The following is a 14,395-nucleotide window of genomic DNA, read 5'->3' as shown; positions in this document are numbered from 1 at the left end:
CTCACCGCGCGCGAGCCGCTCCCGGTCGGTCTGATCGGCCCGCACAGTCGCCCGTTGGCCCGGGTCGGCGCGGCGCTGCTGCCCGATCGATCGGGGACGACCGCCCGCGGCCGATGGGCACCCGGGAGCGCATCGCGTGTTCGTGCCACGCCCTCCGTTCGCCCGTGATCGAAACGGCGGGTCAGTCCACGGGCACAAGGAGGACGGGCACGAGGAGGACGGGCGCGTGTGCGTGACGCAGGACCGTGTGGCTGACCCGGCCCAGGCGGGTACCGAATCGGGCGGTGCGTCGGTGGGCGGCCAGGACCACCAGGTCGGCCTCGCGGGACGCCTCCACCAGTGCGTGACCCGCGCCCTCGCGCACGAGCCGCACCTGCGACTCGATCTCGGGGTGCTTGGCCCGAGGCTCGGCCGTCCACGCGTCCAGGGCGCCGCGCCGCAGCGCGCTCGCTGCGGCCAGGGACTCCGGCGCAGGCGCGGGAAGCCCGATCGGCGTGGGCGTGACCGGCGGGAGCGCGTTCAGCGCGCACACGCGCAGATGCCGCAACTGGGCCTCCTCGTAGGCGGCTTCCAAGGCGGGCCGGCATTCCGCGCCGTCGACGCCGACCACGACAAGGCCCTCGGTGCCGCCGTCCACGACCCGTGAGGGGTCGTGTTCGCCACGCACCACGAGCAAGGGGCACGGGGTGTAGGCGGCCACAGACAGACCGACCGAGCCCGGCAGCAGGCCGGCCATGCGTGCGTGTCCGCGGCTGCCGATCACCACGAGCGAAGCGTGTTCGGCGGAGGTGAGCAACACCTCGTGCGCGGCGCCGCGGCGGACCCGCCCGATGGTCCACACCTGCGGGTGCAGCGCCTGTGCGTGTGCGACGGCCGCCTCGGTCGTGTCACCGATGTCCGCCCACCGATCCAGTGCGGAGACGACCAGTGCCCACCGGGCCGCGTTCAGGACCAGGGTCGAGGTCTGGCCCGGTGCCGGCCAGGTCGCGAAGCCGGCCGCGTCCCGCGGCCAGCCGGGGATCTGGTCCCAACCCGCCCGGCGAACGCTGCCGGCGAGTTCGGCGCCGTCGTGGTCACCGCGTTCCCGCCTGCTCTGGTCCTCGTTGTCGAGCATCCCGTCCATCGTCAACCAGTGGCGGGTGTGCACCCACACACGAATGTTCGCCGTCGTATCGAACGCATGGCCGCCCATGCCGGTCGATCCTGGCGAGTGCCGCCACGCCGGGTCGACACAAGCCCGGAGTCCCGCTATGATCCGCGCGCCCACGGCGCGCCGACCGGGTGGGCCCGGCGAGGGCGCGAGTCGGTTCACGTGACACGTCGTCGCGGCTTCCGGAGGACTGCGCCCGGACGGCGAAGCCCACGAACTCCCCGGCCGGACCCTGCGCGCCGGCTCCGGGCGGATCCGGGGACGCGGGTCGCTGGCACGCCACTTCGTGGGCCGGGCGTCGGGCGGCGATCTCGATCGTCGCCTCGTCGAACGGCTCGTCCGACTGGCCCAGTTCCTCGACCCGGACGACGCAGCGGGGGACGCAGGCGCGGGCGGCCCGCAGCACGGACCGGGCCAGGGTCGCCGCGGTCGCCAGGTCCGCCCGCGCGGCCGGGTCGTCGGGGGGCAGGGCGAGGGCCTCGTCGGCGACGCGCGGCCAAAGCGACCAGCCAGGAGACGTGTTCGGCCTGGAACCGCAACCGCAGGGCCGACGTGCCCCGCGCGGCGAGGTCGCCGTCCCCGCCCGTTCCAGATCGATGATCGCCGTCGCGACCCGGTCCGCGATCTCGGACAACTCCACCGCGCTCTCCCGCGCCCGGTAACGCGGTCCCACGCACGTGCCGCCGGCAGCCTCCACGAGGACAGCGGCGGCGGCCAGAGCCAACGCCGCGACGTGCGGTCCCCGGGCGACGCCCGGATCGGGACGCGCCCACGACCGGAGCATCGCGCCGAACGGCCGGAGGCCGTCGCGGCCTTCCTCCGGATCGTCCTCCAATTCCATGCGGTCCTCGACCGTGACGGGATCGGCGTTGCGCGTCCCACGCGGCTCGAAACTCATACCGCGAACGTAGACAAGGAATGTCCCCCTCCGGGGCCGAAATGGCGATTCGCCACTCTCCGGGGCGTCCGGTTCCGTCCTCGCCCGCACCCGTCGGCACGCCGGGCGGGTCCGGGCACAGCGCGGGCGGTGTCGCATCCGCTCCGATGCGGCGTGGTCGCAGTCTCCACAGCCCCGCCTTGCGGTGAAGCTGGGCCGGTGAGCATCAGCGGCGACCACCCGGTGAGTGCGGAGCAGATCTGTGGTGCGCTGGTGGCCTTGGGGGCCGAGCCGATCCTCGATCCGGAGTCGTCGCGCGAAGGCCCGCGGGAGGACGACCGTCCGCGGCTCCTCGGCGCGTTGCCGGCCAAGGCGGAGTCGGAGATCGCCGCTTCGACCAGGTTCGCCCACGAAGGGGTGGAGGACGCCGCCGAAACGGCGGCCGGATGGGCCGAGTTCGTGGGACCGGACTCCGATCTCTCGGCCAACGTGCTGTCCAATCGGTTTGAGCGCACCGGTGTGCAGCTCATGGGCGAAGCCGAGGAGACGCTCCCGGGGCGGGCGTGATCGCGCCCGTCGTACGGCCAGGCCGGATGCGAACGGGGGCGGCGACGGCCGTCGAACCACAAGCCCGGTTCCCCGGCGGCATCCTCCGTCTCCGTGTCCTGCTCATGGAGCCCAGGGGCACGCGGGCCCTGAACACCCGGGCCGGGGTTCAGTGCATCGCGGCGAGGAGTTCGCCGAACTCGACGCCTTCGCGGGGCAGTGTCGTGCCGAACTCGGTGTGCATCATGCGGTGGACGAGGCGTTGTCGTCCGTCGATGCGCACGCGGTTCCTTCATAGAGAGGGGCCGCCCGGGTACGCCGCCGGGATGGGTGTGGGCGGACCGGACCCGAGCGGCACCGCCTCCGCGAGGCTGTGAACTCGCCGCGCACGCGGGACGATTGCGCGATTCGCCGGCGGGAGCCGGTTCGAGGTGCGATCATGTCGCGCTGTGACCGACATCGAAGACACGTTCGAGCTCCGTGACCGCGTGGGGGCGCCGTACGCCGGGTTCTGCGCCGTGGGCGGAGCCGTCACCGCGGTCGTCCTGCTGATGCCGGGGTTCCCCGCAGAAGTGGCGGTGGCGTCCTGGGTGGTACTGGGTCTGGTGCTTCTCGGGTTGACCGTCCGATGCGTGCGACGCGAGTCGGTCCTGTACCTCGACACGGAGGGTGCGACGGTCGGACGGGGAGTCCACCGCCGGCACCTTCCTTGGGACGACGTGCGTCGGGTCGTCGTCTCCGGCTTCGGCACCCGCACGGTGCAGTTCCACTCGCCGCTCGACGACCAACTCCACACCCCTTCCCGATCCGCTTGGAGCGTCCGGGTCCACGGGGAGCGGAAGCCGCCTCCGCGGACCAGGGTGGGGGTGGCGTGGATCGGTCGCCGGCGCGACACGCACGACCTGGCCGCGGCACTCGAACGACTGGCTCCGCAGGTGCCGTTCACCGACCAGGCGGGGTGGCGCTGACAACAGCGGCGCCGCGCATTGCGACCCCGGTTCCCATGGGACACGGCTGCGGCTTCGGATCGGATCCTCGAACCGACCTCCCGAGCCGAAGGAGGCGAAGCAGCCGAACAGCGCGTGGCAAGGAACCTCGGGGCGGCGCAGGCCGGTGGGCAATGGAGCCGATGGCGGTCGGGCGGTGGGAGGTTGTTCTCTCCCGTGGCGGAACATTGCGGTGGCGGGTCAAAGCCGTCGGTCCTACCGGCGCATGCCGAGTCGGGTGAGCAGGTGCTCTCGTTCTTCGCCGGCCTCGCGAGAGTGACGGCGGCCCGGGCGTGTCGGGGTGGTGGCCATCGCGCGTTGGATCGATCGGGTTCAGACGTGGCACCTGAGTGTGACGAGGAGTGCGTCGTCGGGGAGTGATTCCAGGTAGGTGACCGGATCGGTCAGGCACAGGGGATCGTGCGGTGCGTGCTCGCATGGCACCGGTTCGGCACAGGGGCCGTGGACGCCGGGGTCGTTTCTTCCCGTCTCGCTCCACCAGCCGTCGAGGGTGAGGAGGTCCCCGAAGTGTCGGAGCGCCCTCGGGGCCTCGCGCTCGACGAACTCCTCGCGGTCGCCCGCGAACCAGGAATCCAGATCCGTGACGTCGGAGTACCCGAAGTTGAGCATGCCGGGGATGTCCTTCATCCGGCACCAGTGGTCGTAGAACTCCCTGACCTTCGGTTGGGCACGGTAGTCCCAAAAGGTTTCCGCGCCGCAATACGCCCCGTGCTCCGATTCGTACCGGGCCTCGAACCGGGACAGCGGCTGAACGGGCCGACCGTCCGCGCCGATGCGACGCCACAGATCCCACCCGGCGCCAAGGGCCGTCCTCGCCCTGGTCCGCGGCTCCGTGAAATCGAGCGTCTCCCGGGGGCCTCCGGCCGACATGCCCAACAGACTCGGCAGTTCCTTCCCGTCGGACTGCGACGTGTCGTGGACGAGACGCGGGTCGTCGGCGTGGCCGGGGGCGACGAAGTAGCCGCAGCCGTCGCTGCCGCCGCGAACCGTCCACCAGTCCCAGATGTCGCGCGCCTCGTCCGAGGTGTGGTCCTCCTCGAACGGAGCCATCGCCGCGCCGATCGCCGCGGCGAGGTCGCCGCCTTGTGCCTTCGCGGGCAGACACACCGTCATACGCAACCCCGCCACGACACCCCACCCATCCCCCGGACGATCGGCTGCACACCGTACCGGGCGCGACGACCACGCGCATCGCGAATACTCCCGTCGCGGCCCTGCCCGGGATTCCTGCCCGGTGTCGCCGTGCGTGCATGATTCAGCCGAGCGAGCGTTCGACGACCCAACGACGGGGCATGGGCCGCGCGGGACAGGGTGGTGGAAGGGGACGGCCGTGGCCGACGGTGGTGATTGGTTCGGGGTGCTCGTGTCGTTGATGCCGCCGGAGCCGGGGTCGGGAGAGACGTTCGTTGCCCGTCCCGGTGTCGCCGAGGAGGCGTAACAGGGGGACTACGTGGCCTTCGTGCGCGTGTACGGGTGGGTGGAGATCGGGGAGCGGCTCGGTGTCTCGGCTCCGGAGGGGGCGTGGTCGCCGGAGTTTCCTCCGGGTACGGTGGAGACGGCCACCGAGGGCATGCGCGACGCATGGGACAGGACCGGCCCGCCCGAAGGGCACGACGGGTTCGGTGGCGCCGTTGACGGTGCCGTTCCTGCTGCGGATCGCCGCGGACCCGGCCATGCACGTGCGGGCGGATGCGCTGGGCCCGGTCGCCGCGGTGGCGTGTCGCAACCACTGGGGCGACGGGTCGCGCGCCGCCTTGTTGCGGGTCGCCGACGCCGACGACGACGTGCGCTTCGACGTCGGCGGTTATCCGCAGAACTGGTCGGTGCGGGCGGCGCGGGACGCGATCGCCGCAGACGCGCACATCCCGATCGCCCTCCTGGACGACCCGGACCCGGCGGTGCGGGAGGAAACGGCGTGCGTCCCGGCAGCGTTGTCCCATCGCGCGTGGGAGATCTCTGCCGCCCTGCACGAGCGGTTGCGCGTCGAGGAGGTTCCCCGCCTCCGCGCGGGCCTGGTCCTGGCGATCGCGCAACTGGCGAGGGAACACCGCCACGAGGACGCCGCCGGCTTCACCCGCGCGTGCTGGTCCGACCCGAGCTCGCGGGACTTGGCGTCCAGCCGGCTCCACCGCGACGTCTCTTCCAGGTCGTACTGCGGGCGCGGCCGGGTGTCCGACGGCGCGCCGGGCGGCAGTCCGTGAACGACCTCGTGCAGGTGCCACTCCCAGTCGCGCATTCGCTCGTGCTCCAGGGGGTCGAGCAGGTCCACGATGCTCACGTCCGGGATCCGCAGGCCGGGCCGCTCCCGTGTCTCCGCCTCCACCAGCGCGAAGTCGGCGGCGCAGGTCAGTGCGGATACCAGCGCGACGGCGTCCTCACCCTTCTCGTCCAGGGCAGGCAGGTGCACCCGGGGTCCTTGGAGGGCGGCGACCTCGTACAGGCCGCCCAGCCGGCGCACCGTCACTCCCGGCGTCAGGTCCACGCGACATCGGTCCGGCATCGCGTGGACGGACGACGCCCGTGCCTGCACGGTTGCCGTGCCGGGCGTCACGACGCCTCCTGCCGGTGGGCCGCGTCGGCGGTCCACGCCGGCGAGACCGGGATCAGGGGACGTTCCCGGTCGAAGAGGAGGCCGCCGCGCCACAGCAGGTGCCATGCGTGGGTGCCTGTCGCGTGCTCACGGCCCCACATTTGCACCGGCCACCCGCTGCGATCGCCGATCCTCGACTCGAGACACGACGGCACGGTGGAAGTCCGACGGGGATCGGGCCACGGCCAGATGCGGGCGCTGCCCCGAGACGGGGACGGGGCGGGACAAGGGGTACCGGGTGCGGTGCGTCATGCGGGCGAGGACGAGCCTGCCGCGCTCGACGAGGTCGGGTCGCTCCCCGGAGAGACCGGAGCACAAATAGGGCGTGTATCGGGTCGTGATCAATCTGTAGGCTGTGTCTTCGGGGTATGGGTCGGTCGGGTAGACCTTCGTGTGACACGAGTGCAACCGACTGACCTGGAACAGGAGTTCATCGGGCCGTACCTGCCGGTCGGCGAGTACGGTCCGTATCCCAATCGGCTGCGGCAGCAGTTCGAGGGTGTCAGCGCCAAGGCGCGACTCCCGCGACGAAGCTTCAGCATGGAGAGCCGAAAACTCGAAAGGAGCCGCGCCCGCTTGGCAGGCCACATCAGCCGTGCCAGAACCCTGACTTACGCACCGGAACGGACTACACGGACGGGCGCGTCGCCGGGTACGGATAGCCGTTGGGAACCGTCTTGTAGCAGGCTTCGGCCCACGTGGCCGCGGACGGGTTGGTCGTGCACTGGTAGAGCACGCTGGCGTTGCCCGGAGAGTCGGTGCCGTCAACCGCCGGAATGGTAGCCGTTCCCGTCCCCTGCCAGCTGTCCCCCTTGTCGTTGGTGATGCTCCAGGTACCGGTCATCGCCTTCAGCAGCTGAGCTCGGGCCACCCAGCCCACCTGACCGGGCGGGATGTCGAATTGAACTTGACCGGACTGTGTCGTAGTGGTGTTCCACTGGCTTCCCCAGTACCCCTGAATGGCCACAGAGATCGATGCCGCCACGGGAGAAGTACTCAGGGGCCCGGTTCCCACCGTTCCGGTGACCGTGACCGATCCGCCGTTGCTGAAGGTGTACCCCGTGCTGTGCGACCAGCCGTACTGGTACACCGAGCCACTGGCGCCCGCGAAAGCCGGGGGGCCCACCACCTGGGCCGGGCCGGCCTTCGCCGGAGCCGGAGTCCCCACCTGGAATGTAGCCGTCGGGATGACCGAGGACTTGTTGTTGAACTGGTTCAACGCATACATCGTGGCCCAGGATTTCAGCTGCTGGACGAGCTCCGGCGCATGCTCCTGGCCGAGACCGTATTTGCCGATCGCGAAGCGGTCGTTCCAGGCACTCGAACCCTGGCAGTTCCAGAGACCCACGGTGGTACCCGCCGACGTACTGGCGCCCCAAGCATTCAGACACTTGTTGTCACTCGCATGCCGAAAGCGGAACTGTTCGTATCCGGAATTCGTTGTCTGTAGCGGCTGAGCGTACCAATCCTGGGAACTCTGACCATTGCAGCTCTGCACGGAAGTGGCATCAGAATTATTGCTGGTGTCGAGGCACAGCCCACTCGATGCGACCCGAATCGTGAAGGCGCCGTTCCCACCGGGACTGGGAACGAACATCCAGTGGTTCTGGACGCCAAAATTCGTGCTCAGGCGCACGGCACTTCCGGCTCCACCGGTCGCAGCGACATCGGGCATGCCGCCGTTGGTATAGCCGCCGATGATGTTTCCGCAGAGCACACCATCAACGCCGCAGGACGGCGTCGCATACGCCGATCCGGTGGCCAGAGGCGAGACAACCACACCAAGGGCCATGGCGCCGATTCCCATGGCGGCCGACCCCAGACGTCGGGCCTTCGAGGAGGTTCTCTTGAACATTGCCCACGACCTTCTTCGTCGGTTGACTTCATATGGAATGCGCAGGACGTGCGGCAACAGCGAGAGATCTTGCTTCGATCGGTTATATTCGGCCAGAAGGATCAAATGGCGCGGGCATGTCAAATGCGACGTGGTAATCGTGCCCTCCCCCTCCTCGGCCCCTTACGCGCCCTGCGTCCCCACGCAGGCGTCGTCAGGGCGTTGCCCCACCCCCCTCGCCCCCTGATCCTCCAGAGACCGCCAGGCAGCGAGAACACCAAGGGTAAGTTCGAGATAAAGCCGCGGTATAGGCGTGGAACCAGCCGTTCGAGTAGCCGTATTTAAGCCGAACAGGCGCTGGCCCCGGCCTCCCTGCCGCTCTTGACGCCCACTCAGTACTCGCCGCCACTACGACCTGCCGTCCCCCATCTCGGCGATGGCGACCCTGATCCGCAAAACCTCACGGATCGCCCGAGGGCACGGTCCGTGCGAACGGAACCGGCCGCCGAGAAATCACACGCGTGCTTACCCGGGTGTGGCGGACGTGAGGTGCCCCCCCGGTGGGGGACGGGACGCACGTGCGTGCGCAGAACCGCGGTGGAACGGCTGGAGCGGGCCATGGGGAAAGCTCGTTTCCACATGTCGTACAGGCCTTGGGGCGGCTTCGGATGTCGCGCGCCTCGCGGTCGGCGATGCGGCGGAACCGGAGCCGTTCGTGCTCCAGCGCGTGGCGCACGGTGAGGGCTTCCATCGGATTCCAGTGGGCGTCGTCGATCGTGTCGGGGTCGAACAGGCCCGTCCAGAAATGCGGTCGCCACCGGTTCGGTGGCGCCGTGTGCGGCCGCGGCCCTGGCGAGGACGTCCGCGTGGGGGTCGCCCACCATACGTGCCGGGTCGCGGTCGAGTTCCTCGCGTCGAGCCCATCCGTACTCTCCGGCCGCCCGGGCCAGTTCGTCGGGATCGCAGTCGACGAGATGGTGATGGCAGCGAGGGATGTGTTCGTGTATCGGGTCCGCGGAACACCCGGGTGTCGGGCACAGCTCTGCGGCCCGACCCCGGTCGAGGAACAACCCGAAACGGCGCGCGGCAGACGAGGACGATGCAGTACCCGGGGTTCAGCGACTCGACACTCGGGACGGCGCCTCGTCCCTCGCCGGCCATGATGCCGCACAGTTCCGGTACGGACTCGACGGGCACGGCAACGCCCAGCACCCGGGAAGCGAACACCTCGGGGTCCCACTGCGGGTCCCACTCGGGATCCGCCCATTCGAAGGCGACCTCCGTCGCCGCCTACGCCTCGTCGGCCGACGCCGAGGAGCAACGCCTCGTCTGGTACCGCAACAGCGTTTGGCCTGATGGTTGGACAGTCCGAGTAGGGGCCTTACCCCTACAGAGCGCATTGTTCGGCCGCTTGGAGGATCTCCACCGAGCGCCGCTTGCCTCCGCATCTGATTCTTCCCTTATGAGACATTACCTTTCATTCGCGGGCGCGGTGCTGGTCGCCGGGCTGTCCACGTCGGCTGTGTTCCCGACCGCTGTTCTGGCGGCCACGCCCCCCGCTGCGAGGCAGGCTTCGCAGACCTTCACCTTCACGGGGGCACCTGCACAGGTCACGGTCCCCGAGGACGGTGCGCGGTGACCGTGGACGCCTTCGGGGCCGCCGGAGGGGACGGCCAGTACGGCGTGGCGGGCGGCCGGGGGGCGGAAGTATCGGCGACGTTCGACGTGACGTCGGGAGAAGTCCTCACGGTGAACGTGGGCGGCGCCGGGCACTCCGGAGACGACAGCGACCCGGCACGTGCCCAGGGCGGCTACAACGGGGGTGGCCGGGGCGGCGCCTACATCGCAGACGGCCAGATTTCCGGTATCGCCGCGGGTGGCGGCGGGGGCCGGACCACCGTCGGCACCAGTACGGCACCCCTGGTCGTGGCGGGTGGCGGCGGAGGAGGCGGCGCGTCGTTCTTCGCCACCGCCATCGGCGGCGGGGACGCGGGCAAGGCGGGCGAGCCGGGCCGGGGGCTCCCCGGGGACGACGAGGGCAGGCCCGGCAGGCCCGGCGGCGAGGGCGGGCAGGGCGGCGTCAACGCACCCCACACCGCCCCCAACGGCGAGAACGGCAGCCCGGCCGTCGGACCGGTCGGAGGCGCGGGCGGAAACAGCATCCTCGACCCCCACGGCGGCGCGGGCGGCGGCGGTGGCGCGGGAGCCGTCGGGGGCGGCGGTGGGGCCGCGTCCCCCACCGCCTCCAACAGCGGCGCGGGCGGCGGCGGAGGCTCCAGCAGCGGCCCCGCGAGCGCCGTGTTCACCACCGGAGCCCGTCAGGGCAACGGCGAGGCTACCCTCACCTGGGTGCCCTGCGTCGTCGTCACCGGTGACGTGACAGTCCTCAAGCGGGACGCCCGCACCTAAGCCCCGCTCGCGGGTGCAACCTTCCAGCTCTGGGAGGAGACCAACGGCACCCCCGGACTCCAGACCACCGGCACCAACCCCGACACCGGCATCGGCGAGCCGTGCGTCACCGGCACCGACGGCACCTGCACCCGCAACGTCCCCGTCGGCACCTACTACTGGGAGGAGACTCGCGCCCCGGCCGGCTACCTCCTCCCCGACGACCGCGTCTTCGGCCCGCTCGTCCTGACCGTCGACAACGCCGCCACCGGCGTCAGCGTCACCGCCGACGACACCGCGAAGCCGACCGAGCCGAAGCCGCCCTGCCACGGTCACCCCGACGACACCGCGAAGCCGACTCCGCCCAAGCCGCCCTGCCACGGTCACCCCGACGGCTACGGCACACCCGACCCTCTCGACCACTGCGGCTGCGACGGCTGACCGCGACCCACACATCCACTCGCGGAGCGCGAGGCCGCGGCAAGGCACCGCCCGCCCTCACGCTCCGCGAACTCACGCACGGTCGCAACCTTGTCGATGGCCGTCGGCCCGACTCGCACGTCCTTGCGCTGTCCCCGCATGATCGAGTCGTACCGTCCCAGTTTGTGACACAGGCCCAGCGCGTGTCCCAGCCTGTGAGCCGTACCAACCCTCAGGTCAAACGCTGTTGCGGTACCAGGGCGTGTAGTTGCGGTACCAGGGCGTGTATTGGATTGCGATCAATCTGTGGGATTCGTCGTTGAGGCGACCCTGGTCCGGTAGATCGTCTTGTTGTGACGCGAGAGCAACTGACGGATGTGGAGTGGGAGTTCATTGAGCCGTACCTGCCGATCGGTGGGTTCGGTCCGTATCCCGAGCGGCTGCGGCAGCAGTTCGAGGGCGTGATCCGGAAGTTTCGGACGGGTGCGCAGTGGCGTGGGATGCCGGAGCGGTTCGGTGCGTGGTCGACTGTGCACAACCGTTTCCGGCAGTGGCGGGACGCCGGTGTTTTCGAGGGCCGCCCCGCTCGGGCGTTCGCGGGGCGGACAGACCTCCAAGGTCCACCTCGTCTCGGACCGGAACCGCCGAACGCCCGCCGGGTTCGGGGGATCGTCACTCGCACGGCCGAGTGTCTGCGCGATGCGCACGGCGCCGGGAGTCCCCGGTGGCGGGTGGGTGACCGCGAGGTGTGCGCCGGATCGGAACCGACGGACGCGATCCCGAGTCGCTGGGGACCGACTCCGGCGACGGGTGCTTCGACGAGAGGACTCGGGGCGCTCGCCGGTACCCCCACCGCCTTCGACGTCACCTTCCCCGCGCCTGACACGGGCCCCTCCGGGCCCGGAACAGCCGGCAGCCCGGGTACGCGGGGGGCGTATCCGGGCTTGCGGGAGGGAGGGGTCTCAGCCGGCGAGGGTGGTGTGGAGGGCGTCGAGGCCGTCGCGGTAGATGGTGGCGAACAGGGCCACGGTCTCGGCCTCGGTGGCGCCGTCGGGGTTGAAGCGGCCGGACCGCTGGACCTCGGCGGTGTCGTCCCGGCCGGGGACGGCGTGGACGCGGATCGTGGAGACGTAGCCGTCGACGGGGAACGGGGCTGCCAGGATGGCGTAGCTGTAGTGGCGCTCGGTCTCGTTGAAGGCGACGAGGCGCTCGGTGATGGTCCCGCCCTCGGGGTTGCGCAGGCGGCGGACGCGGCCGCCTTCGAGGGGGGTGCTCTCGGGGATGTACGGGAGCCAGTCGGGGAGGGAGTCGAAGCCGCCGATGAGGTTCCACACCTTGTCGGGGGAGGCGGGGACGATGCGGCTGACGGAGGTGGAGGCCATGATGGGATTTCCTGTCGGGTCGGGGGTGGTTCAGGCGCCGTACGGCAGCGGGGCGGCCGGGGCGACGAGGCCGGCGGCACGCAGTTCCTGCCAGAACGCGGCGGGGACAATCTCGTTGAGCGCCGCCTGGTCCTCGGCGATGCGGCCGGGCCTGGTGGCGCCGGCGACGACCGCGGCGGTGACCGGGTGGGCGAGGGAGAACTGGAGGGCGGCGGCCTTGATGCTCACACCGTGCTTCGCGGCCAGGTCCTTGAGCCGGGTGACGCGCTCGATGACGTGCGCGGGGGCTTCCCGGTACTCGAAGTGGGTGCCGCCGGCGAGGATGCCGGAGCTGTAGGGGCCGCCGACGACCATGTCGACGCCCTGCTGCTGCGCCATGGGCAGCAGGCGCCCGAGGGCGTGCTCGTGGTCGAGGAGGGTGTAGCGGCCGGCGAGGAGGAAGCCGTCCGGGTGGGGCTCGTCGAGGGACAGGGTGAGCTCGATGGGCTCGGTCTTGTTGACGCCCAGGCCCCAGGCCCTGATGACGCCTTCGTCGCGCAGGCGGGACAGGACGCGGAAGGCGCCGGTGCGGGCCTCCTCGAACTTGGCCGGCCACGCGTCGCCGTGGAAGTCCTGGGCGATGTCGTGGACCCAGACGATGTCCAGGCGGTCGGTGCGCAGGCGCTTGAGGCTGTCCTCGATGGAGCGTTCGGTGTCCTCGGCGGTCCAGACGTGCAGCATCCTGTTGGGGTTGCCGTGTTCGAACAGGCCGCCCTTCTCACCGAGTTCGCGGGTGCCCTCCTCCGGCTCGTCGAGGATGACGCGGCCGACCTTGGTGGAGAGTACGTACTCGTCGCGGGGCTTGGCGGACAGGACCTCGCCGAGGCGTTCCTCGGCGAGGCCGGCGCCGTAGAAGGGGGCGGTGTCGTAGTAGCGGACGCCCTGCCGCCAGGCGGCCTCGACGGTGGCGAGTGCCTCGGTTTCGGGGATCGCGCGGAACATGTTGCCGAGCGGGGCGGTGCCATAGCCGAGCTTGCCGGGGAGGAGTTCCTTGAGGGACATGGTGGTGCCCTTTCGATCGGGGTATGCGGGGCGCAGGGGCCACTCGATAGATGCGAGTGCCTTTTACATGCCTTGACAATAGTTGCAGACGCTGGCTAATGCAAGGGCTTTATGTGATGAATGTGGGGAAGAGCGGCAAAACGTGCTCCGCGAGCTCCCGCGGCAGGTCCTCCACTGGCCGGTTGTTGGGCCGCAGATTGAAGGAGACGTGCGAGGTCCCGAGCAGCGCCATGGTCTCCAGGTACTCGATCAGGGCGTTGCGGCCGGTGCCGAGGCCGAGCCGGATCGCACGGGTCGGGGCGTGCGGGTCCTCGTGGAGGGTGAGCACCATCGGGGTCACCTACGGCTTCTCCCAGGCGAGTTCGCGCCACCGGCGACGGCGATCGGGATGCCCGCCGCCGCACCGGCTTCGGCAGGACGTCCAGCCGGAAGTCCGAGCCGAGCCCGGCCCCGGGCAGTTCCAGCGGGCCTGGGCGCCCGGCGGCGCGCAGGGTGCTCACTCCCTCGCGGAAGGCGGCGCCGAGGGCCTCGAAGTCCCGTCCGAGGAGCGGGTACTCGACGGGACAGTCGCCGCCGGCCGGGCCGAGCAGCATCCGGCCGCCGGAGAGCACGTCGACGGTGGCGGTGGCCTTGGCGACGAGCAGCGGTTCGCGCAGCGGCAGGACGACGGCCGCGGTGCCGAGGACGGCGTGCTCGGTGACGGCGGCGATGGCCGAGGTGGGTGAAGGTCTCGAAGACCGTCCCGGCGTCCCCGAAGCGGACGGGGTCGAAGAGCGGGACGTCGCGCACCCGGAGGCCGGCGAAGCCGGGCCGGGCGCGCGTGATCGGCGAGGTCCGGAACGCCGTGGGGGCGGCCGGCCGTGCGTACGGTTCACCGGCCTGCCGGGGCGGGGGGCTCCAGTCGTTGTCGAGGGGCAGTTCCGGGCCGAGGGTGAGCCGGCCCTCGCCGGGGGCGAGGCGGGCGAGGGCGGGGTGACGGGGTGCCATGGGTGAATCGGTCCTCAAAGCGGGGGAAACGGGCGAGGCCCCGCTGCGGGCCGGCCCTCCCCGGCCGGCTGTGGTGGGCCGGGATGTCCGCCGGGACGAATCGACCACTGCCGGTGTGTCGGGTCCCGACCTACCCGACCGTGGCTGTGCTGTCAGCGGTATGCCGATATCGG

General features: G+C 70.9%; 11 protein-coding genes and 3 pseudogenes. 6 read left to right on the top strand and 8 right to left on the bottom strand.

All coding sequences use genetic code 11. The features are described from left to right. Window positions 1–181 precede the first annotated feature (181 nt). Together ABZ374_RS46965 and ABZ374_RS46960 are read right to left on the bottom strand one after the other, a co-directional pair. The gene (locus ABZ374_RS46965) at window positions 182–1,114 is read right to left on the bottom strand and encodes a universal stress protein (protein ID WP_360324543.1); all 933 of its coding nucleotides are present in this window, start codon (window positions 1,112–1,114) and stop codon (window positions 182–184) included. Continuing rightward, window positions 1,074–2,048 carry a hypothetical protein gene (locus ABZ374_RS46960; protein ID WP_360324541.1) on the bottom strand — a complete coding sequence of 325 codons (975 nt, stop codon included), beginning with the start codon at window positions 2,046–2,048 and terminating at the stop codon, window positions 1,074–1,076. Before ABZ374_RS46960 ends, ABZ374_RS46965 begins: the two co-directional genes overlap by 41 nt. A gap of 198 nt (window positions 2,049–2,246) precedes the next feature. Here ABZ374_RS46960 and ABZ374_RS46955 point away from each other — a divergent pair, with 198 nt between their 5' ends. After that, window positions 2,247–2,594: a hypothetical protein gene (locus tag ABZ374_RS46955; RefSeq protein ID WP_360324539.1), complete on the top strand. Its 348-nt coding sequence runs from the start codon at window positions 2,247–2,249 to the stop codon at window positions 2,592–2,594. Window positions 2,595–3,022: 428 nt separating this feature from the next. Then, a complete protein-coding gene (locus tag ABZ374_RS46950; RefSeq protein WP_360324537.1) occupies window positions 3,023–3,541 on the top strand; it encodes a hypothetical protein in 519 nt (172 codons plus the stop codon). Between the two features lie 351 nt (window positions 3,542–3,892). On the opposite strand, the gene ABZ374_RS46945 is transcribed toward ABZ374_RS46950, so the two are convergent. Further along, on the bottom strand, window positions 3,893–4,708 hold the full coding sequence (locus ABZ374_RS46945; protein WP_360324535.1) for a hypothetical protein: 816 nt from the start codon (window positions 4,706–4,708) through the stop codon (window positions 3,893–3,895). A 494-nt stretch (window positions 4,709–5,202) separates the two neighbouring features. On the opposite strand from ABZ374_RS46945, the gene ABZ374_RS46940 reads away from it, so the two are divergent. Beyond that, entirely contained in the window at window positions 5,203–5,781 is a 579-nt protein-coding gene (locus ABZ374_RS46940) for a hypothetical protein (protein WP_360324533.1), read from the top strand. Window positions 5,782–6,798: 1,017 nt separating this feature from the next. Here the strand turns inward: ABZ374_RS46940 and ABZ374_RS46935 are convergent. Further along, the gene (locus ABZ374_RS46935) at window positions 6,799–8,025 is read right to left on the bottom strand and encodes an RICIN domain-containing protein (RefSeq protein WP_360324531.1); all 1,227 of its coding nucleotides are present in this window, start codon (window positions 8,023–8,025) and stop codon (window positions 6,799–6,801) included. 1,614 nt (window positions 8,026–9,639) lie between these two features. On the opposite strand from ABZ374_RS46935, the gene ABZ374_RS46930 reads away from it, so the two are divergent. The 3 genes and pseudogenes from ABZ374_RS46930 to ABZ374_RS46920 form a co-directional block, all read left to right on the top strand. Continuing rightward, window positions 9,640–10,413 (top strand): glycine-rich protein, encoded by a 774-nt coding sequence (locus ABZ374_RS46930; protein ID WP_360324529.1) that lies wholly within the window; start codon window positions 9,640–9,642, stop codon window positions 10,411–10,413. A 15-nt stretch (window positions 10,414–10,428) separates the two neighbouring features. Beyond that, window positions 10,429–10,833, top strand: a pseudogene (locus ABZ374_RS46925) (SpaA isopeptide-forming pilin-related protein); the annotation flags it as partial. Between the two features lie 332 nt (window positions 10,834–11,165). Further along, window positions 11,166–11,384: pseudogene (locus ABZ374_RS46920) on the top strand (transposase); the annotation flags it as partial. 390 nt (window positions 11,385–11,774) lie between these two features. Here the strand turns inward: ABZ374_RS46920 and ABZ374_RS46915 are convergent. The 4 genes and pseudogenes from ABZ374_RS46915 to ABZ374_RS46900 form a co-directional block, all read right to left on the bottom strand. Beyond that, complete coding sequence (locus ABZ374_RS46915) at window positions 11,775–12,194, bottom strand: SRPBCC family protein (RefSeq protein ID WP_360324527.1); 420 nt, start codon at window positions 12,192–12,194, stop codon at window positions 11,775–11,777. A 30-nt stretch (window positions 12,195–12,224) separates the two neighbouring features. Continuing rightward, complete coding sequence (locus ABZ374_RS46910) at window positions 12,225–13,235, bottom strand: aldo/keto reductase (RefSeq protein ID WP_360324525.1); 1,011 nt, start codon at window positions 13,233–13,235, stop codon at window positions 12,225–12,227. 109 nt (window positions 13,236–13,344) lie between these two features. After that, window positions 13,345–13,566, bottom strand: a complete 222-nt coding sequence (locus ABZ374_RS46905; protein ID WP_360324545.1) for a hypothetical protein — start codon at window positions 13,564–13,566, stop codon at window positions 13,345–13,347. Between the two features lie 124 nt (window positions 13,567–13,690). Next, window positions 13,691–14,110: pseudogene (locus ABZ374_RS46900) on the bottom strand (LLM class flavin-dependent oxidoreductase); the annotation flags it as partial. Between the last annotated feature and the right edge of the window lie 285 nt (window positions 14,111–14,395).

This window comes from Embleya sp. NPDC005971, from assembly GCF_040629175.1.
GTDB lineage: Bacteria > Actinomycetota > Actinomycetes > Streptomycetales > Streptomycetaceae > Embleya.
Note: the sequence above shows the minus strand (reverse complement) of the source record. Positions and strands in the feature narration are given on the sequence as shown.